Origin of the sequence: Streptomyces sp. BF23-19 (genome assembly GCF_041106355.1) — a bacterium.
In the GTDB taxonomy this organism is placed as follows: domain Bacteria; phylum Actinomycetota; class Actinomycetes; order Streptomycetales; family Streptomycetaceae; genus Streptomyces; species Streptomyces virginiae_A.
Map to the genome: position 1 here is coordinate 51376 of NZ_JBGBPT010000044.1, position 20585 is coordinate 71960.

10 protein-coding genes are annotated in these 20585 nt (G+C 75.8%); 7 read left to right on the forward strand and 3 right to left on the reverse strand.

What is annotated here, in order from left to right; all coding sequences use genetic code 11:
* Nucleotides 1–173 precede the first annotated feature (173 nt).
* On the forward strand, nt 174–1772 hold the full coding sequence (locus AB8A24_RS24205; RefSeq protein ID WP_369477647.1) for a molybdopterin-dependent oxidoreductase: 1599 nt from the start codon (nt 174–176) through the stop codon (nt 1770–1772).
* Between the two features lie 13 nt (nt 1773–1785).
* On the opposite strand, the gene AB8A24_RS24210 is transcribed toward AB8A24_RS24205, so the two are convergent.
* The 3 genes from AB8A24_RS24210 to AB8A24_RS24220 form a co-directional block, all read right to left on the reverse strand.
* Nucleotides 1786–3042 (reverse strand): cytochrome P450, encoded by a 1257-nt coding sequence (locus tag AB8A24_RS24210; RefSeq protein ID WP_369477648.1) that lies wholly within the window; start codon nt 3040–3042, stop codon nt 1786–1788.
* 84 nt (nt 3043–3126) lie between these two features.
* The gene (locus AB8A24_RS24215; protein WP_328960728.1) at nt 3127–4404 is read right to left on the reverse strand and encodes an Ig domain-containing protein; all 1278 of its coding nucleotides are present in this window, start codon (nt 4402–4404) and stop codon (nt 3127–3129) included.
* Nucleotides 4405–4492: 88 nt separating this feature from the next.
* The gene (locus AB8A24_RS24220) at nt 4493–5386 is read right to left on the reverse strand and encodes a LysR substrate-binding domain-containing protein (RefSeq protein WP_369477649.1); all 894 of its coding nucleotides are present in this window, start codon (nt 5384–5386) and stop codon (nt 4493–4495) included.
* Nucleotides 5387–5976: 590 nt separating this feature from the next.
* On the opposite strand from AB8A24_RS24220, the gene AB8A24_RS24225 reads away from it, so the two are divergent.
* Genes AB8A24_RS24225 through AB8A24_RS24250 form a run of 6 tightly spaced genes read left to right on the forward strand, consistent with a single transcriptional unit; the run spans nt 5977 to nt 20551 of the window.
* Entirely contained in the window at nt 5977–12846 is a 6870-nt protein-coding gene (locus tag AB8A24_RS24225) for an SDR family NAD(P)-dependent oxidoreductase (RefSeq protein WP_369477650.1), read from the forward strand.
* The gene (locus AB8A24_RS24230) at nt 12839–17533 is read left to right on the forward strand and encodes a beta-ketoacyl synthase N-terminal-like domain-containing protein (RefSeq protein WP_369477651.1); all 4695 of its coding nucleotides are present in this window, start codon (nt 12839–12841) and stop codon (nt 17531–17533) included. The genes AB8A24_RS24225 and AB8A24_RS24230 overlap by 8 nt, the downstream gene beginning before the upstream one ends.
* Nucleotides 17523–17843, forward strand: coding sequence for a hypothetical protein (locus AB8A24_RS24235; protein ID WP_030716857.1), 321 nt, complete (start codon nt 17523–17525; stop codon nt 17841–17843). The genes AB8A24_RS24230 and AB8A24_RS24235 overlap by 11 nt, the downstream gene beginning before the upstream one ends.
* Nucleotides 17844–17850: 7 nt before the next feature.
* Nucleotides 17851–18714, forward strand: coding sequence for an alpha/beta fold hydrolase (locus tag AB8A24_RS24240; RefSeq protein ID WP_369477652.1), 864 nt, complete (start codon nt 17851–17853; stop codon nt 18712–18714).
* A 2-nt stretch (nt 18715–18716) separates the two neighbouring features.
* Nucleotides 18717–19904 carry a nucleotide disphospho-sugar-binding domain-containing protein gene (locus AB8A24_RS24245; RefSeq protein ID WP_328965799.1) on the forward strand — a complete coding sequence of 396 codons (1188 nt, stop codon included), beginning with the start codon at nt 18717–18719 and terminating at the stop codon, nt 19902–19904.
* Nucleotides 19901–20551: a hypothetical protein gene (locus AB8A24_RS24250; protein WP_369477653.1), complete on the forward strand. Its 651-nt coding sequence runs from the start codon at nt 19901–19903 to the stop codon at nt 20549–20551. Before AB8A24_RS24245 ends, AB8A24_RS24250 begins: the two co-directional genes overlap by 4 nt.
* Nucleotides 20552–20585 lie beyond the last annotated feature (34 nt).

Sequence of the window (20585 nt, forward strand, 5' to 3'; positions counted from 1 at the left end):
CGGACCGTTTCTCGGGCACCCTGCAGTTCGGCACCGCCGGACTGCGCGGTGAGATCGGCGCCGGCCCGTACGGGGTCGTCACGCCGTGACGCACCGCACTCGCGCCCGGAAGCGCGCGGGCCGCGACGGCACGGCGGCGACACGGATCCGCCCGGTCGCGGGACACTGGCCGTGTGGAGGCACACCCGAGCCGTGACGCGCGGCCGCGGCGCACGACGGGCGCCGTCAGCGGGATCGTCGCGGCCGTGGCCGGACTGGCGTCCGCGCAACTGGCCGCGGCCGCCGGCCGGCCCGAGGCCTCACCGGTCACGGCCGTCGGCGGGGCCGTGGTCGACCTGACACCGGTGGCCGTCCGGGAATGGGCCATCCGGCTGTTCGGCACCTCCGACAAGCTGGTGCTGGGCCTCGGCATCCTCGCCGTCCTGGCCGCGCTCGCCGTCGGCACCGGGCTTCTCGCCGTCCGTCACCTCCCGGCCGCGCTCGCCGTCACGGGCGGTTTCGGTCTGGTGGGGGCGCTGGCGGCACTCAGCCGGCCGGAGGCCTCCTGGCGGGACGCGCTGCCCTCGCTGGTGGGCGCGCTGGTCTCGGCCGGAGTGCTGTACCTGCTGGTCACGGCCGCCGGACGGATCCGCCCGGCCTGGGCCGCGCGGGGCGGGGCCGACGGGGCCGGCTCGATGGACCGTCGCCGCTTCGGCCGCCTGGTGGTCGCCGTCCTGGCGGCATCGGCCGGGGTCGGACTCGGAGCACGGCGCCTCGGCGCCCACGGCTCGGCCGACGCCACCGCCTCCCGGGCCCGCTTCCGTCTCCCCCGGCCCACCGTGCCCGCGCCGCCGGTGCCCGCCGGCGCGGATCTACGGGTGCCCGGACTCGGCCCCTTCCTCACCCCGAACCAGGACTTCTACCGGGTGGACACCGCGCTGGTCGTCCCGCGCGTGGACGCGGACACCTGGCGGCTGCGCGTCCACGGGGAGGGGGTGACGCGGCCGCTGGAGCTGGATCTGCGTCAGCTCCTGGCCCGGCCGGTGGTCGAGCACGACATCACCCTCACGTGCGTGTCCAACGAGGTCGGCGGCCCGTACGCGGGCAACGCCCGCTGGCTCGGCGTACGCCTCGGGGACCTGCTCCGCGAGGCGGGGGTGCGGCCGCCGTCCCAGGGCGGGACCGCCGACCAGCTGGTGGCGCGTTCCGTGGACGGCATGACCATCGGGACGCCGGTCGAGGCGGTCATGGACGGCCGGGCGGCGCTGCTGGCCGTCGGCATGAACGGCCGCCCGCTGCCCTTCGCCCACGGCTTCCCCGTCCGGATGGTCGTACCGGGCCTCTACGGGTACGTCTCCGCCTGCAAATGGCTCGCCGAGCTGCGACTGACCACCTTCGCCGCCTACGACGCCTACTGGGTGCGCCGGTCCTGGGCGCAGCAGGCCCGGATCAAGACGCAGGCGCGCATCGACACCCCCCGCCCGTACGCCGACCTGTCCCCGGGCCCGGTGGCGGTCGCCGGGGTGGCGTGGGCCCAGCACCGCGGGATCGAGCGGGTCCAGGTACGGGTGGACGGCGGCGCCTGGCAGGAGGCGCGGCTCGGGACGGCGGACGGCGTGGACACCTGGCGCCAGTGGGTCTGGCCCTGGCAGGCCACCCCCGGGCGGCACACCCTGGAGGTCCGCGCTACGGACGGCACGGGCACCGTCCAGACGGGCGTCCGCACCGGCACCGTCCCGGACGGGGCGACCGGGTGGCACGCGGTGGACGTGAACGTCCGGGCCCTGGGCTGAGCGGTGGCGCCGCCTAGAGGCGGACCGGCAGTGACTGGACGTTGTTGCTGATGAAGCTGTTCTGGTACGGGAGTTCGGCGTCCGGGACGGCGAGGTCGAGGTCGGGGAAGCGGGTGAAGAGCCGTTCCAGGGCGATCGTGGCCTCCAGTCGGGCGAGCGGGGCCCCCGTGCAGTAGTGGGCGCCGTGGCCGAAGGCGAGGCTTCGGGCGGCGGTGGGGCGGGTGATGTCGAAGCGGTCGGCGTCCGGGCCGTGGAAGGACTCGTCGCGGCCCGCCGCGCTGTACCCGGCGAGCACCGGGGTGCCCTGCGGGATCACTGTCCCGTCGACGGTCAGGTCGCGGGTGGGGTAGCGGAAGGGGAACCAGCTCACCGGGGTGTCCCAGCGCAGGGTCTCGTCGACCACGTCCGACCAGGTGGCCTTGGCGTCCAGGACCAGGGCCAGCTGGTCGCGGTGGGCGCACAGCGCGCGGACCGCGTTGACGATGAGGTTGAGGGTGGTCTCGTGACCCGCGACGAGCATCAGCCGCATGGTGCCGATGAGTTCGACCTCGGTGAGCCGGTCCCCGTCGTCCTCGCGGGCGGCGATCAGCGCGCTGGTGAGGTCCTCGCCGGGGTTCGCGGCACGGGCGGCCGCGATCGTGCCGGTCAGGGCCATGAGTTCCTGCAGGGCGACCATCTTCTCGGCCGGGGTGATGTCGGTCGCGATGATCACCCTGTTGGTGAGGTGGTGCAGCCGGCCCCGGTGCTCGGGGTCCACGCCGAGCAGTTCGCAGATGACGTTCATCGGGAGCGGGAGGGCGAAGTGCTCGTACAGGTCGGCGGTCCCGTCCGGGGACTCGGCCGCGGCCCGCCCGAGGTCGTCGAGGAGTTCGGCGGTGAGCTCCTCGACGCGCGGCCGCAGCCGTTCCACCTGTCGGATCGTGAAGGCCTTGCCGACGAGCCCGCGCAGGCGGCGGTGGTCGGCGTCGTCCGCGGTGTGCATGCCCTGGGCGTTGGCGAAGACGCGCAGCGGCCAGTCGGCGGGGATGGTTCCGTCGTGGAGGGCCGGGAAGTGCCGGGCACCCTTGGCGACTTCGGGGTGGGCGAGGAACTCCTTCAGCGCGTCGTGTCCCAGGACGACCGCTCCGGGGACCCCGCCGGGGAGCACGACCTCCGCCACCGCGCCGTGCTCGGCGCGCAGCCGGGCATTGAGGGCGTGCGGGCAGCCGCCCGCGGGGTCGATCACGTGCGGGGCCGGGCCCTGCGGGACGGGTGAGGTGTGGGACGACAAGCCGGTTCTCCTGACCTGATGGACGAAACTCGGTCAACAGTGCGGCCTCGGGGGCGGGTTGGACAAGCCCGTGCCCGCCCCGTCTCAGAACCAGTTGAGCGTGAGGGTGAAGGTGGCGCCCGCGGTGGCTCCGGTGGCATCGCTCGCGGTGGCGGTGACCTGGAAGGCGCCGCTGCCCCAGGGCTTGCCGGTGATCCGCCCGGAGGCGCTGTCGAGGGTCAGTCCCCAGGGCAGGCCGGTGACGGCGTACCGGACGGGGGGCTTCGCCCCGGTGGTGGCGAGCTGGACGGTGCAGGACTGGTTGAACTTGCACGTCTGCGGGCCGGGGTCGGTGAACTTCAGCCCGCCGGGCGTGGGGGTCGGTGTGGGTGTCGGGGTGGGCGTGGGTGTCGGGGTCGGGGTGGGTGTCGGGGTCGGGGTGGTGCCGCAGCCCGGGGTGGCTTCCGGCGGCAGCGGGACCCGCCAGATCTGGGTGTCGTTCTCCGAACCCACGAGCAGGTTCGCGCAGTCGGCGTAGGTCACCGTCTCCCCCTGCGACTGGGCCGGGAGGGCGACGTCCGCGAGCTTGACCCCGGCCGTGTCGTACACGGAGGCCGTGTTGGCGCCCAGCGGGCCGCCGCTGCGCAGGGTGTACGAGGCCCCCGTGGGCGAGAAGGCGCCGTCGGTGGCGAACACGGGGCCGGGCCGGACCTCGGTGAGGGTGTTGACCTGCCCGGTCACCGGCGGCAGTGGGGCCTGGTACAGCTTCCCGGCGGCTCCGATGAGCTTGCTGGCGACGTAGAGGCGGCCGGTCACGGGATCGGCGAGCAGGGACTCGGCGTCGTGCTTGCCGTCGGCGTAGGCGAAGCGGTACGTCACGGGCGTGACCGTGGCGTTCGTGAGCTGATCGGGCTCGGCGAACCGGTGCACGGTGATCTCCGCGCGCCCGCTGAAGTTGTCCCCGATGTCGCCGACGAGGAGGGCCGGGCCGCCGCTCGCGTCCGTGCCGAGCGCGAGGCCTTCCCAGTCGGTGTTGCCGACACCGGAGACGGTGAAGGTGGCCAGCAGCCGGCCGGTGGCGGTGGTGCAGTCGACGGCGAAGACCTGGTTCGTGTTGCCGCTGTCGTTGACGGCGTAGAAGACCCCGGGATGTTTGCGGCTCATGGCGAGGCCGCTGAGTTCGGCGAGGCCGCCGGGGAGGGTGCACTTCTTCTCCGGCGCGAGGGCCGCGACGGCGGAGACGGCGGACGTGGTGGAGGGGGTGGAGCGGGTGGACGGGGTGGAGGCGGTCGCGGTGGCCATCCAGGCGAACGCGGACAGGAGCGTGGCGAGGCCCGCGGTCGCGAGGGCGGCGGCCCGTGGGGGTGTCAGGAGTCGGGGCATGCGCACAATGTGAGGGGACATCGGTCGGCCTGCCAGACCCGATCGCGCCCCGTTCGAGCATCGTTCAATGCCGTGGGGGCATGTCCGGTCAGCGCACCGGTTCCCGGACCGGCGCCTTGTGGCCCGCTTGCGCGATGAACGCGCGGGCCGCCCGGCCGAGCGGCCGCCGGGCGTGTGCGATGCCCACCGGGCGCAGCAGCGGCGGGGTGAAGGACCGGATCTCGGCGCGGCTCCCGAAGGCCCTCAGCACCACGTCCCGGTACCAGATGAGCGAGCCCCGGCCGTCCGTCACCCCGGTCACCCAGGCGAGGCGTTCGTCGACCTCCAAGGTGGGGAGGGGCCGCACTCCCAGGCAGCTGAACATGGCCTCCATCTCGGTGCGCCGGCCGGTCCCCGGCGTGGGCAGCACCATCGGCAGCCCGTCGAGCATGCGCAGGGGCATCGGGTGCGGCAGCCGGGAGCCCGGTGGCGATATCAGCACCACCTCGCGTTCCTGGATGAAGTGGGTGGAGAGCTCCTTGTCGACGGGCAGGTCGACCAGGGCCAGTTCCGAACGCCCCTGGGTCACCTCCTCGACCAGGGCCTCCCTGCTGCCGTGCTGCTGGAGCCGGACGTCGACGGTCGGGTGCCGTGCGGTGAAGGCCGCGATCAGGTCGGTGGCCAGGTCGAGGGCGAGGGTGGGGGTGGTGACCAGGGTCAGGACCGTCCGGGCGTCCCCGCCGTGCGGGGTCCCGATGTCGTCGATGGCCTCCACCGCGTTGAGTACGGTCCGGGCCAGCCGGACGACCCGGGCCCCCTCCGGCGTGAGGTCCACCCCCCTTCCCCGGCGGGCGAGGAGCTCGACGCCGAGATCGCGCTCCATGGCCTGTACGGCCCGGGACAGCGCGGACTGGGCGACGAAGACCGAGGCGGCGGCGCCGGTGATGGACCGGCAGTCGGCGACGGCGACGAGGTAGCGGAGCTGCGCGAGGGTGGGGGTCATGACCGGACGGTAACCGCGTGAGGCTGTACCTGTAAGGGCTCGTCGGGTGAACAACTGTCCGCTTCCGGCGTGACGGTCATGCCCGGTCGGTGGCTACGCATGCCGGCGCGGCATGCCCGTGTGCACCCGGTACGCCGGCCCGCGCGGCGGGGGCGACCCGGCCGGGCGGAGAACGCCGCAGGCCACCGGCTCGGCCGGGGGGTGTGGGAGCCCCGCCCGGGCGGGTTTTCGGGTGGCACGTGTACGTCGCGAGTGCGAAGCATCGTATTCCGCATGGCTGTTGACAGTGCAGGGCGACCACCGCACGATGCAACGCGGCATTGCGGGTGATTGACCACGGTTCAAGCCCGTCGTACCCGCGGCGGGTTCCCCGGCCGGTGCGTGTGACCGCCACCGCACTCCCCCGTCTTCCGCCCTGCCCCGCACTGCCGCTGCACGGCTCGTCGGCTCGTCCGCTCGCCCTGTTCGGCTGCTCGCCCCGTTCAGCTGCTCGCACCGCTCGGCCGCCCGCCCGTTCGGCAGTGCGCCTGCTCGTCCGTTCTTCCGTCCTGCACTGCGCCATGTCACACAGCATTGGAAGAGGAGCGCCCGTGACCCCCCACCCGCAGCCCGCCGCCACCCGTGACCTGGTCGTCGCCGTCAGCCCCTTCGAGGAACCCCACCCGGCCGTCGTGACCGCCGCCGAACGCGCCGGGGCCCTCGGCCTGCTCGACCTCGGCCGGGACGCCGACGCCGCGCGGCGCGGTTTCGCGGAGCTGGGCCGCCGGCTCGCGGGCGGCGCCCGGTACGGGGTGCGGGTGCCGACCGGCTGCCCACTCGGCCCCGAAGAGCTGCCCGCCGCGGTGGACACCGTGCTGCTCGCCGCCCCCGCCTCGCACACTCCCGGGCAGGTGGCCGCCTGGGCCGCGGCGGCCGGGCGGCCCCGGGTGTGGGCCGAGGTCACCGGCGCGGCCGAGGCCCGGACGGCCGTCGCCGCCGGGGCGCAGTCGCTCGTCGCCAAGGGCCACGAGGGAGGCGGTCGGGTCGGGGCGGCCACCACCTTCGTCCTGCTCCAGCAGCTCCTCGACGACCCCGCGGTCCGGGTACCCGTGCGGGCCTGCGGCGGGATCGGCCCGCACACGGCGGCCGCGGCCGTCGCGGGCGGGGCCGCCGGGGTGCTGCTCGACGTCCAACTGGCCCTGACCACGGAGGGGGAGACCGACCTCCCCGAGGAAGTGGCCGCCGCACTGAGGGCGATGGACGGCTCCGAGACCCGGCTGATCGACGGACACCGGGTGTTCACCCGACCCGACCTGCCCCCGCCGGACGGGCCCGTACCCACCCTGCTCGGCGCCCGCGGCCTGCGGACCCAGCTGCTTCCCGTCGGGCAGGACGGCGCCTCGGCGGCCCGCCTGGCCGCGCGGTACCGGACCACCGGCGGTGTCCTGCAGGCCGTACGGGCGGCCGTCGCCGGGCACCTGGAGGCCGCCGTACGGGCCCGCCCCCTGGCGCGCCCGCTGCCCGTCGCGCAGGGCCCGATGACGCGGGTGAGCGACCAGGCGGCCTTCGCCGCGGCGGTGGCCACCGCGGGCGGGGTCCCGTACCTGGCGCTCGCGGTGATGGAGGGCCCGGACGTACGCCGGCTGCTGGCGGAGACGGCCGAGCGGCTCGGGGACCTTCCCTGGGGCGTGGGCCTGCTCGGCTTCGCCCCGCCCGAGCTGCGGCAGGAGCAACTGGCAGCCGTGACCGAGGCCCGCCCGCCGTACGCGATCATCGCCGGCGGCACCCCGGCGCAGGCGGCCCCGTTGGAGGCCGCCGGGATCCGGACCCACCTGCACGTCCCCTCGCCCGGCCTGCTGGAGCGGTATCTCGCGGAGGGGGCGCGGCACTTCGTCTTCGAGGGGCTGGAGTGCGGCGGACACGTCGGGCCGCGTGCCTCCTTCCCGCTGTGGGAGGAGCAGATCGAACGGCTCCTGGCCTGCCCCGAACCGGCCGCTCTGGACCTGCTGTTCGCGGGCGGGATCCACGACGAACGGTCCGCCGCGATGGCGGTGGCGGCCGCGGCCCCGCTGGCCGAGCGGGGCGCGCGCGTCGGGGTGCTGATGGGCACGGCCTACCTGTTCACCGAGGAGGCGGTCACGGCGGGCGCGGTCCTGCCGGGCTTCCAGCGCGCGGCGGTGGAGTGCGCGGACACCGTGCTGCTGCACACCGCGCCGGGACACGCCACCCGGTGCGCGGCCACCCCGTACGCCGAGACCTTCGAGGCGACCCGGCGGCGGCTCACGGAGAGCGGCATCGAGCAGCGCACGGTGTGGGAGGAGCTGGAACGGCTGAACCTGGGGCGGCTACGGATCGCCAGCAAGGGCCTGCGCAGAAGCGCCGACGGGAGCGGGCTGGAACCGGTCACCGAGGAACAGCAGCACGGAGACGGGCTGTTCATGCTCGGCCAGGCGGCCACCCTGCGCACGGCCACCACCACGATCGCGGCACTGCACGCGCAGGTCACCGAGGGAGCCACCGCGCTGCTGGAGCGGCGGGCCCGGGAGCTCTCCGACGCCCGGCCGACGGCACAGGAGCCGGCGGCCGACCCGCTCGACATCGCCATCGTCGGGATGGCGTGCGCCTATCCGGGCGCCCCCGACCTCGCCGCCTACTGGGCGATGGTCCTCGCCGGTACCGACGCCGTCACCGAGGTACCGGCCGAACGCTGGGACCCGGCGCTCTACTACGACGCCGACCCGGCCCGGGCCGGTGAGCGCACCCCCTCCCGCTGGGGCGGCTTCCTCGGCCCGGTGCCGTTCGACGCCCTCGCGCACGGCATCCCGCCCGCCTCGCTCGCCGGGATCGAGCCGGTGCAGCTGCTGGCCCTGGAGATCTCGGCGCGGGCCCTCGGGGACGCCGGCTACGGCAAGGACCGTGCCTTCGACCGCTCCCGGACCTCGGTGGTCTTCGGCGCGGAGGCCGGTACGGAGCTCGCCGGCGCCTACGGGCTGCGCGCCCTGCACCCCGCCTACCTGGGGGAGCTCCCGGCCGAACTGGACGAGCAGCTGCCGCGCCTCACCGAGGACTCCTTCCCCGGGATCCTCGCCAACGTCATCGCCGGGCGGGTGGCCAACCGGCTGGACCTGGGCGGCGCGAACTGCACGGTCGACGCCGCGTGCGCGTCCTCGCTCGCCGCTCTGGACCTGGCCTGCCGCCAACTGCGCGACCACGACAGCGACATGGTGCTGTGCGGGGGCGCCGATGTGCACAACGGCATCAACGACTACCTGATGTTCGCCTCCGTCCGCGCCCTGTCGCCCGGCGGCCGCTGCCGGCCCTTCGACGCGGCCGCCGACGGGATCGCGCTCGGCGAGGGCGTGGGCGCCCTCGTCCTGAAGCGGCTCGCGGACGCGGAGCGCGACGGCGACCGCGTGTACGCCGTGATCAAGGCGGTCGGCGCCGCCAGCGACGGCCGTTCCCTCGGTCTGACCGCGCCCCGGCCGGAAGGACAGCGGCGGGCCCTGGAGCGCGCGTACGCCCGGGCCGGCATCACCCCCGCCCAGGTGGGCCTGGTCGAGGCGCACGGCACCGGCACCGTCGTCGGGGACAGCACCGAACTCTCGGTCCTGAGCGAACTGTTCACCGCGTCCGGTGCCGAGCCCGGGTCCTGCGCGCTGGGCTCCGTGAAGTCTCAGCTCGGGCACACCAAGTGCGCGGCCGGGCTGGCCGGGCTGATCAAGGCGGCCCGAGCGGTCCACACGGGCGTGCGGCCCCCGACCTTGCACATCGACACGCCCAACCCGGCCTGGCGGGCGGAGAGCAGCCCGTTCTCCTTCGACAGCGAGGCCCGGCCCTGGCCGGTGCCCGTGGAGCGGCGGATCGCCGGGGTGAGTGCCTTCGGCTTCGGCGGCACCAACTACCACGCCGTGCTCGCCGGTCACGGCGGTTCGGCGGAGCCCCGGCACAGCCTGGAGGAGTGGCCGGCGGAACTGTTCTGCTTCCGCGGCGAGGACCGGCGGGCGGCGGGCCGGGCGATGGCCCGGCTGGCCGCGCGGCTGGAGGAGAACGACGCGGCCGGCCGCCCGTGGGCGCTGCGCGACCTGGCGGCGGAGACCGCCGCCGGCACGGGCCCGGTCCACGTCACGGTCGTGGCCGCCGACCTGGACCAACTGGCGGTGCGCCTGGAGCAGGCCCGCGCCTTCACCCCGGGCGCGGGGGTCCACGTACGGGAGGAGGCCGCGGACCCGGGCGAGGTGGCGTTCCTGTTCCCCGGCCAGGGCAGCCAACGCCCGCGCATGCTCGCCGACTTCTTCATGTCCTTCCCCACCCTGAGGCGACTCCTGGACGAGGCCCCGCCGCCGGTGGTGTCGACGATGTTCCCGCCGACCGCGTTCACCGCCGAGGGCCGGGCGGCACAGCGGGCGGCGGTCACCGACACCCGCGTGGCACAGCCGGCCCTCGGCCTCGCGGGGGCGGCGGCGCACCTGCTGCTCGGCGAACTCGGCGTACGGCCGGACTGCGTGGCCGGCCACTCGTACGGGGAGCTCACCGCGCTCTGGGCGGCCGGGGCCTACGACACGGAGGGCCTGCTGCGGCTGAGCGCGCGCCGCGCCGCGGCGATCCTGGCGGCCGCCGGCGCCGATCCGGGATCGATGGCGGCGGTGTCGGCCACGCCGCAGGAGGTACGGGAGATCGCGGCCCGCGCCGGATGCGTGGTGGCGAACCACAACGCGCCCCGACAGTGCGTGATCTCGGGCCCGACATCGGCCGTCGCCACGGCCGTGACAGCCCTCCGTGAGGCCGGCCTCACGGCCGAACCCCTTCCCGTGGCCTGCGCCTTCCACAGCACCGTGGTGGCCGGGGCGGCGAAGACCCTCATGACGGAACTGGCCACGACGCCGCTGTCGAAACCGCACATCCCGGTCTGGTCGAACACGACGGCGAGCCCCTACCCGACGACGGCCGAAGAGGTACGAAGCCTTGCCGCGCGCCAGGTCGCGGAGCCGGTCCGGTTCGTGGAGCAGGTGGAGGCCATGTACGCGGCCGGTGTCCGGACGTTCGTGGAGACGGGGCCCGGCCGGGTCCTCTCCGGTCTGGTCGGCCGGATCCTGCACGGGCGGCCGCACACGGTGGTCCCGCTGGACGTACCGGGGGAGCACGGCCTGGTCCGGCTGGTCACCGCGCTGGCCGAACTGATGGCGGCAGGGGTTCCGGTGGCCCCGCAGGCCCTGTTCCGCGGCCGTACCTCCCGCCTCCCGGAGCACGCCCCGCGCCGGCCGGGCTGGCTGGTGGACGGCCACCTGGTCCGCACCGCGGACGGCGCACCGGTCCCGGGCGGCCTCCGCCCGGCCCGCCGGGTGACGGTACCGGGCTCCGGGGCCCGGTCCGCTCCGACGGCGGATCGCCGGGAGGAGGCAGTACTGGAGTACCTCCGAGGCACGCGCGACTTGATCGAGGCCCAACGGAACGTACTCCTCTGCTACCTGGGCTCCGTGCCGGCGGATCCGCAGGGCGGGGCCGGTGGGGCCGGGAGTGTGCCGGGGCGATCCCCGCAGGGCGCCGAACGCGACTCCGCCGCGCCTTCCGACCCCGCGCCACGTTCGGCGCCCGAGGAGACGCCCCGGCGCGCGCCCGGGCCCGCCGGAACCGCCCACCCCACCGATCCCGCCCCCGCGCAGCCGGGTCCCCGCACCGCCGAGGAGGTCATGGACCTCGTCCTGGAGATCGTCCACACCCGCACCGGATACCCCCGGGACATGCTCGACCCCGAGCTCGACCTGGAGGCGGACCTCTCCATCGACTCCATCAAGCGGGTCGAGATCATCGGCGCCCTCGCCGAGCGCATCGGACTCCCTCAGGACCCGGGCGGCGGCTCCACCGAGTCGGCGGTCGAGGAGCTGTCCCGGATCAAGACCCTGCGCGGCATCGTCGACTGGATCACCTCCCGCGCACCCGCCACGCCAGGGCCCGCACCCGCACCCACACCCACACCCGATCGGCGACCGACGCCACCCCGGTTGAGCCGGCTCCGGGTCGACCTGCTCCCCGTTCCCCTGGCCGAGACCGCCCCCGAAGCCCTGCGCGGCCTGCGCATCGCCCTGGTCGAGGACGGTCAGGGAATCGCGCGCACCCTCGCGACCGCCCTGGAGGACCTGGGCGCCGAGCCGACGATCCTGCCCGAGGCCGAGCCGGGCTTCGACGGCCTCGTCGACCTCTCGGCACTGCGGCCCACCGCCGACCCCGTGCTGCCCGACGCCTTCCCGGGCCTACGGGAGGCACTGACGACCGGAACACCACGGCTGCTGCTCGTCACCGCGCCCGGCACCGCCGGCGCCGGCCTGCACGGCTTCGCGCGCAGCGCGGCCCTCGAATTCCCCGGCACGCTGGTCCGGGCCGTGGACATCCACCCCAAGGAGGACCCGGAACGCATCGCGGCCCAGTTGGTGGCGGAACTGAGCGGCGGTGACGGAAGCAACGACGACAGCGGAAACGGAACCGGGGGCACGAGCGACACCGGCGCCCCCACCTCGGTCGGCTACACCGCCGAGAGCACCCGAGTGGCCCGCCTCCCCGTCCCGGCACCCCTGCCGGCCACCCACGCCCCAGAGGCCCCCGGCGCCCCCGGCGCCCCCGACGGTCCCCCGCCCCTGGACCCCGGCTCGGTGGTCCTCCTCACCGGCGGCGCCCGCGGCATCACCGCCCGCACCGCCCTCGCACTGGCCCGCACCACCGGATGCCATGTGGAACTCCTCGGCCGCACCCCCGAACCGCCCGCCGAGACGGACGAGTTCGGCCAGGCCCAGGACCGGGTCGCGCTGCGCGCCGCGCTGATCGCCGCAGGCCTGCGTACGCCCGCGGAGATCGAGGCGGCGGCCTCACGAATCCTCGCCGAGCGCGAGGTCAGGACCACCCTCGCCGCCCTGCGCACCACGGCGGCCTCCGTCCGCTACCACTGCGCGGACGTCACCGACGAGCGGGCCGTCCGGGCCGTCGTGGCCGACGTACGGGCACGCCACGGCCGCCTGGACGGCATCGTGCACGGCGCCGGCGTACTGCGGGACGGGCTGCTGCGCGACAAGCGACCGGCCGATTTCGCCGCGGTGTTCACCACGAAGGTGACCGGGGCCCGCCACCTGGCCGCCGCGGCGGCCGCGCACGGGGACGGGCCGCCGCCCCGGTTCCTCGCCCTGTTCGGCAGCGTCGCCGGGGTGTACGGGAACCGCGGCCAGTGCGACTACGCCGCGGCCAACGACGCCCTCGACGGCCTCGCGCACACCTGGGCGGAGTCCTTCCCGGGCCGGGTGCTGTCCGTCGACTGGGGCCCCTGGGCGGCGGAGGCGGGCGGAATGGTCACCCCCGAGCTGGAACGTGCGTACGTCCGGCGCGGGATCCCGCTCATCGATCCGGACGCGGGAACCGCGGCGTTCCTCGACGAACTGGCGTACGGGAGCGACGTACAGGTGGTCCTGATGGCGCAGGAGGGCCGGGACGATGCGTGAGGTGGAGCGGAGCGGCCCCCGCCCGACCGATGCGGCGATCGTCGGGATGGGCGCGGTGTTCCCGGGGGCCGCCGACCTGGCCGCGTACCGGCGCAATCTGCTCGCCGGTACGGACTGCGTCGGCGAGGTCCCGCCGGACCGTTGGGACCCCGAGGTGTACTACGACCCGCGGGCCGCCGCAGGACCGGGGGCGGGCGACCGGTTCTACTGCCGGCGCGGCGGCTTCGTCGACGGTCTCGCCGCCTTCGACCCGACCCGGTTCGGGATCATGCCGGCCGCCGTGGAGGGGGCCGAACCGGACCAGATGCTGGCCCTGCACGCGACGGCCGAGGCGATCGCCGACGCGGGCGGGGAGGCCCGGCTGCCCGCCGACCGGTCGCGGATCGCGGTGGTGCTGGGGCGCGGCGGGTTCATGGGGGTGGCCACCGCGCGGCTCGACCAACGGGTGCGCACGGCACATCAGTTGGCGCAGACCTTGCGGGAGCTGGCGCCGGAGCTGGGTCAGCGGCGGATCGCGCAGGTGCGCTCCGCGTTCCAGGCGGCGCTCGGGCCGGAACGGCCGGACGCGTCGATCGGGCTGGTGCCGAGCTTCACCGCCGCCCGGACCGCGAACCGGCTGGACTTCCGTGGGCCCGCCTACACCCTGGACGCGGCCTGCGCCTCCTCCCTGCTGGCCGTGGACCAAGCGGTGGGGCTGCTGGCCGCCGGCCGCTGCGACGCGGTGGTGGCCGGGGCGGTCCACCACTGCCATATCGCGACGCTGTGGAGCGTGTTCACGCAGCTGCGGGCGCTCAGCCCGAGCGAACGGATCCGGCCCTTCGACCGCCGGGCCGACGGGACGCTGCTGTCCGAGGGCACCGGGGTGGTGCTGCTGAAGCGGCTGGCGGACGCCGAGCGCGACGGCGACCGCGTGTACGCGGTGATCCGCGGGACGGGTGTGGCCGGCGACGGCCGGGCGGCGAGCCTGATGAGCCCGCTGGTGGCGGGCCAGGTGCAGGCTCTGGAGCGGGCCTGGCGGGAAGCCGGCCTGGATCCGCGGGCGCCGGGCGCGCTGGGGCTGCTGGAGGCCCACGGCACGGGTACCCCGGTCGGGGACGCCGCCGAACTGGACACCTTGGCGCAGGTGTTCGGCCCGCCAGAGCCGGGGAACGGACCCGGAATCGGCTTCGGCTCGGTGAAGTCGATGCTCGGGCACACCATGCAGGCCTCGGGCATGGCCGGGCTGATCAAGGCGGCCTTGGCCGTGTACGAGGGGGTGCTGCCGCCGACGCTGCACCTCGAGGAGCCGCACCCGGACCTGGCCCGGACCCGGATGCGGCCGGTGAACGCGGCCGAGCCGTGGGAACGCGGTCCGCAGCCGCGCCGGGCCGGGGTCAACGCGTTCGGCTTCGGCGGGATCAACGCCCATGTGGTGCTGGAGGAGGCACCGACGACCTCGCGCCCGGCCCCCGCCCCGGTCCCCGCTCCGGCCCTGGTTCCGACCCCCGCCCCGGCCCGCGGCCCCGGCCGGGCGGCCCCCGTACGTCGTTTCCTGCCGCTGGGAGCCGGGGCCGCGCCGGTCGGTCCGGCCGCGGGGGGCGACGTACTCCTGATCGGTGCGGACACCCCCGCGCAGCTCTCGGCCCGGCTGGCGTCCGCCGCCCCGGTGTCCGGCGGCGACGGGCCCTGCCGGGTCGCGGTGGTCGGGCCCACGCCCCAGCGGCTCGCGTTGGCCGCCAAGGTGGTGGCGCGCGGCCGGCCGTGGCGGGGGCGCGGGGACGTGTGGTTCGCCCCGGAGCCGCTGGGCGGCCGGGTGGCGTTCCTGTTCCCGGGCCTGGAGCCGGAGTTCGCCCCCGTGGTGGACGATGTCGCGCAGCGGCTCGGGCTCGCGGCGCCCCGACTGACCCGGGGCGGGTCCCTCGTGGAGCGGGCCCTCGACGCGATCGGGACCGGCCGGTTCTTCGCCCGCGTCCTGCCCGAACTGGGCATCGAGGCCGATGTGCTGGCGGGCCACAGCCTGGGTGAGTGGGCGGCGATGGTGGCCGCCGGCATGTACCCGCAGGAGGCGGCCGACACCTTCCTCGACTCGCTGCAGCCGGGTGATCTCCGGGTCCCCGATCTCGTGTACGCGGCGCTGGGCTGCGGCGCGGCGCGGGCGCGGGCCGCGCTCCACGACCTGGACCGGGTGGTGGTCAGCCACGACAACTGCCCGCATCAGTCGGTGATCTGCGGGGAGCCGGAGCACGTGGGTACCGCCGTCGCGCGGTTGCGCGGTGACGGGGTGCTCGGCCAGGAACTGCCGTTCCGTTCGGGTTTCCACACCCCGATGTGGGAGCCGTATCTCGGGCAGGTCCGGGCCGCCTTCGGCCGGCTTCCGCTGCGGCCCGCGGAGCTCCCGGTGTGGTCGGCGACCACGTGCGCGCCGTTCCCGTCCGCACCGCGGGACGTCCGGGACCTGGTCGTACGGCATCTGCTGGAGCCGGTCCGCTTCCGCGAGCTGACACAGCGGCTGTACGAGGACGAGGGCGTGCGCGGCTTCGTCACGCTGGGCCCGGGCAGCCTGCCGGGCTTCGTCGAGGACACCCTGCGGGAGCGGCCGCACCTCTCGGTCTCGGCCTCCTCCCCGCGCCTGCCGGGCCTGGCGGCGCTGCGCCGTACCTGCGCCGCGCTCTGGGCCGAGGGGTACGCGCCCCGGTGGGACCGGCTGGCCGAAGTGGCCCCCGTACCGGCGCACATACCGGTTCCCGTATCGCCGCTCGTACCGGCTCCCGTACCGGCACCCGTACCGGCCCCGGTGCGCTCCGCCGGGCGCGCGATACCGCTGGACCTCGGGTCTCCGCTGGTCCGTCTCGGCGAGCCGGCCCGGGCCGCGCTCGTCGGCCTCCTGGCACCGGCACCGACCGCCGCGACACCGCCCCCGGCCCCGACCTCGACGGCCGCACCCGCGGGCGAACGGCCGGTGCTGCTGTCCGCCCTGGACGCGGTGCTGGCCGACGCCGGCTCGGCCGCCCGGGCCGTCACCGAGGCCTGGTCGACGGGAGTACCGGAACCGGCGGCGGCCGCTGTCCCGACGCCGGTCACGGCTCCGGGCGGGCACACCCTGCGGCTGTCCCTCGCCGCGCTCCCCTACGTACGGGACCACTGCGTGTACCTCCAGCCCGACGGCTGGCCGGAGGACTCCGACCGGTTCCCCGTCGTACCCATGACCACCATGCTGGAGCTGGCCGCCGAAGCCGCCCGGCGGCACGCCCCACCCGGTGTCGCCGTCCTCGGCTACGAGGAGGTGCGGGCCCTGCGGTGGCTCGCGGTCGAGCCGGCCGTCGACGTCCAGGTCGCCGTCCGCGGTGACGGTCCCGGCCGGATGCGGGTCACCCTCGGCGACTACGCCTCGGTGGTCGTGCTGCTCGGCGAGCGCTACGGGGAGCCGCCCGCGCCCGACGACACGCCCCTGCGCGAGCCCGGACCCGCCCCGGTCAGCGCCGCGGCCCTGTACCGGGACCGGTGGATGTTCCACGGCCCCCGCTTCGCCGGGGTCCACGAGGTGCGGTCCGTCGGCTCGGACGGCATCCACGGGGTCCTGCGCGCGCTGCCCGACCCGGGCGCGCGGCTCGACGCCGCCGGGCAGCTCTTCGGGCACTGGATGCAGCTGCGGCTGCCGGTCGACCGGCTGGTGTTCCCGGCCACCGTGGACCGCATCCGGTTCTACGGACCTCCGCCCGCCGCGCGGGAGTTGGTGACGGCCACGGCCCGGATCCGCTCCGTCCAGGACGTCACCGTGCGCGGTGACATCGAGCTGCGCGGGGCGGGCGGCGGGGTGTGGGCCCGGATCGAGGGATGGACGTACCGCCGGTTCGGCGCCGACGAGCGGGTCTGGCCGATGAAGTTCACCCCGGAGGTGTGCGGGATCGGCGAGCCCCGGCCCGAGGGCTGGTGCCTGGCCCGGCGCCGCTGGAGCGATCCCGCCTCGCAGGAACTGGTGATGCGCCGCTACCTCGGCGCCGCCGAACGGGCGGCCTACGAGGGGCTGTCGCCGCGCGCCCGGGCGCCCTGGCTGCTGGGCCGGATCGCGGCCAAGGACGCACTGCGTCAGCTGCTGTGGGACGGCGGGGCCGGACCGGTGTTCCCCGCGGAGGTACCGATCGGCAACGATCCGGCGGGCCGGCCGCTGGCCGCGTCCCCGCTGACCGCAGGCTTCCGGCTGTCGATCGCCCACAAGGACCGGATCGCGGTCGCCCTCGCCGACCCGGCCCGGCCGGTCGGCATCGATGTGGAGCAGGTGACGGCGGACCCGGACGCGCTGATCCGGATCGCCCTCGGGCCGGCCGAACTCCGGCTGGCCGAGGGGCTGGCCGCCCGTGGGTGCACCGGCCTTGCCGCCGCGCTCACCGCCCTGTGGTGCGCCAAGGAGGCTGCGGCCAAGGCGGCCGGGGGCGGGCTGGGCGGCCGGCCGCGGGACTGGCGGGTGGCGGGCGACCCGGATTCCGGCGCGCTGATCGTGACCTCCCCCGAGGGGGACCCGTACCCGATCCGCACCACAGCGCTCACCGCACCACTCATCACGCCGCTCGCCTCACCACCCACCGCATCGCTCACCGCATCGCTCACCGACACCGTGCCCGACCACGTCGTCGCCTGGACCGACCACCTCGCGGCGCCCTCCCCCGTACCCGTCCCCCTTCCCCTCACGGAGGCCCGTCATGGCAACTGACATCCTCGCCGAGATCACCGGCATGCTCGTGGAGATCGTCGGCGACGAATACCTGCTCGCGGAGGAGGTCACGATGAAGACGACCTTCAACGAGGATCTCGCCCTGGAGAGCATCGAGTTCGTCGCCCTCGCCGAGCTGCTCCACCATCGCTACGGCGCCGATGTGGACCTGATGGGCTTCCTCGCCGAGAAGGACATGGACGCCATCCTGGCCATGTCCGTCGGCGAGCTCGTCACCCACATCGGCCGGATCACCCACACCTCCCTGGCCCGGGCCGCGGCGGGGTCCTCCCCCGCGTCGGCCGGCTGAGCCGGCCATGGCCTTCGTCCACGCGGGCGCCCTGCGCTTCCACGTCCAGCGGCTCCCGGCCACCGCCGGTGCCGCCGCCCCCGACCGGCCCGTCGTGGTGTTCCTGCACGGGCTGGTCGTCGACAACCTGTCCTCCTTCTACTGCCCCTTGGCCGTGCCGGTGGCCCGGTCCGGTCACGAGGTGGTCCTCTACGACCTGCGCGGCCACGGCCACACCGAGCGTCCGGGGTCCGGCTACGACAGCCGCAGCGCCGTACGGGACCTCTTCGCCCTGCTCGGCGCGCTGGACCTCGGGCGGCGACCGGTCCACCTGGTCGGCAACAGCTACGGCGGGACCCTCGCCCTGCACGCCGCCTTGGCCCGGCCCGACCTGGTCACCGGGCTCACCCTCCTCGAACCGCCGCTCGGCGGTGCCTGGGTGGAGAACATGGTGGACACCCTGTCGGCCGCCGCGCTGAGCCTGGAGGACAGCACGGTCCCGACCGAGCTGCTCACCCTGCGGCTGCGCAAGGCCGCCAACCTGACGGCCATCGCCGACGCCCTCCTCAACCGCACCACGCTCATCGACGACATCGCGGCGAGCCGCGTCTTCACCGCGGCGGACTTCGCCCGGCTGCGCTGCCCGGTCCTGGTCGTCTGCGGCGAGCACTCCGAACTGCTGGCCGGCGGGCGGGAGCTGGCGCACCACGCCCCGCACGGTGTGCTGCGGATCCTGCCGGATCTGGGGCACGACGTCCTGAAGGAGAGCAGCGGGGTCCTACGGGAGACCGTGCTCGCCCATCTCGACGCGACGGCCGACGCGACGGCCGGTACGACGGCCGGCTCGGCGACGGCGGCGGCGTGGCCGCGGGTGGGAGCGCTGGTCCCGTGAGGGTGCTGTTCACCGTGCCGCCACTGGCGGGGCACGTCAATCCGACCGTGGCCGTCGGGGCCGAACTGGCCGCCCGGGGGCATGAGATCGCCTGGACGGGACCGCCCTCGGCGCTGGCCCGGCTGCTGCCCGCGCAGGCCCGGATCCTGCCCGCCGGGGAGGAGCTGGGCGCCGGCGGGTACGCGGCGCTGCACGAGAGCTGGCGCGATCTGCGCGGGGTCGGCGCGCTGCGGTTCCTGTGGGAGGAGGCCCTGGTGCCGCTGGCCCGGGCGATGGTGCCCGGGGTGGCCCGGGCCGTCCGGGCCTTCGGGCCGGACGTGCTCGTCGCCGACCAACAGGCCCTGGCCGGGCCGCTGGTGGCCCGGCGGCTCGGTGTCCCGTGGGTGACGTCGGCGAGTACCTCGGCCGAGCTGACCCGACCCTTCGCGGACTTCCCGAAGGTCGGGGAGTGGGTGGCCGGGCAGATCGCGGGCCTGCTCGCGGAGTTCGGCGCGGGGCGGGACCGGGTGCGGGATCCGGGGAGCGGGGCGGGCTGGGACCCACGCTTCTCCGAGCGGCTGGTGCTGGTCTTCTCCACTCCCGAACTCGTCGGCTCGGGAGCGGACTTCCCGCCCCACTACGCCTTCGTGGGACCGGCCTTCGGGGCCCGTCCGGCGGCGCCCGGATTCCCCTGGCAGCGGCTGGACCCGGCGCGGCGACGGGTACTGGTGTCCCTCGGCACCCTCAACCAGGCGGCCGGGGCCCGGTTCTACGGCGCGGTGCTGGGCGCCGCCGAGCGGCTCGCCGAGCAGGTCCAGTTCGTCCTGGCGGCGCCCGCCGCCCTGATCGGGGCCGTACCGGACCACGTCCTGCTCCAGGAGAGCGTCCCGCAACTGGAGCTGCTGCCGCACCTGGACGCGGTGGTCTGTCACGCGGGCCACAACACCGTCTGCGAGGCCCTCGCGCACGGGCTGCCGCTGGTCGTCGCCCCGATCCGGGACGACCAGCCGATCGTGGCCCGGCAGGTGGCCCTGGCCGGGGCCGGTGTCCGGGTGCGGTTCGGCCGGACCCGGGCCGAGGAACTGCGTGACGCGCTCACCGCCGTGCTGGACGACCCCGGCCCCCGCCGGGCCGCCCGCCGGATCCAGGCCTCATTCGCCGCGGCGGGCGGGGCCGCCGCCGCGGCCGACCGGTTGGAGAAACTGCTATGACGCCTCCCCCGCTCGCCCGGGTCCCTTGGACCTCCGTCCTCCTACTGGCCGCCCTCGGCGCGGGCACCGTACGCGCCCGGCGCCGACTGCGGTCGATCCCGGTGCTGCCGCCGACCCCGCCCGCGGCGGCCGGGGTGCCGCGCGCCGCCGGGTGGCGGCTGCTCACCGCCCGCGGAATCGAGCCGGACGCGGCCACCTTCCTCGCCGCCTGCGCGTACGCCGAAGGGGAGGGCCTGCGGGTGCTGGACCTGCTGCCCGCGGACCTGCCGGCCGAGCGGGCACTGGGGCTGCTGCGCCTGGTCGACCCGGCCCGGTACCGGCAGGACCGGCTCGCCGCGGGCCGCGGGGCCGGGTTCGCCGTGCTCGCCACCGAGGAGGTGCTGGCCCGGGCCGGGGTGGATCCGGGCGGGCCGCGCCCGGATCCGGTGGAACTCCTGGCGCTGACGCGCCGGTTGAAGGAGTACGCCGCCGATGCCACGGGGCTGGCCATCGCCCCCGGCCTCAGCTGTGGCGGGCTCGGAGAACCCGCGGGGCCGGCGCGGGCCGCCGAGTTGCGGGCCCAGGGGCTGCCGCCGGGGGCGCTGGCCGCCGCGCAGCTCGGCGGGCTGGCGCCGGCCCCGCGGGTTCTCCGAGCCCGCCACAGCTGAGGCCGGGGGCGATGGCCAGCCCCGTGGCATCGGC

What these genes read in the sequence shown, in the direction of transcription:
- AB8A24_RS24235 (WP_030716857.1), top strand. Translation starts at nt 17,523, where the DNA reads ATGGCAACTGACATCCTCGCCGAGATCACCGGCATGCTCGTGGAGATC.
- AB8A24_RS24250 (WP_369477653.1), top strand. Translation starts at nt 19,901, where the DNA reads ATGACGCCTCCCCCGCTCGCCCGGGTCCCTTGGACCTCCGTCCTCCTA.
- AB8A24_RS24240 (WP_369477652.1), top strand. Translation starts at nt 17,851, where the DNA reads ATGGCCTTCGTCCACGCGGGCGCCCTGCGCTTCCACGTCCAGCGGCTC.
- AB8A24_RS24220 (WP_369477649.1), bottom strand. Translation starts at nt 5,386, where the DNA reads ATGACCCCCACCCTCGCGCAGCTCCGCTACCTCGTCGCCGTCGCCGAC.
- AB8A24_RS24230 (WP_369477651.1), top strand. Translation starts at nt 12,839, where the DNA reads ATGCGTGAGGTGGAGCGGAGCGGCCCCCGCCCGACCGATGCGGCGATC.
- AB8A24_RS24215 (WP_328960728.1), bottom strand. Translation starts at nt 4,404, where the DNA reads ATGCCCCGACTCCTGACACCCCCACGGGCCGCCGCCCTCGCGACCGCG.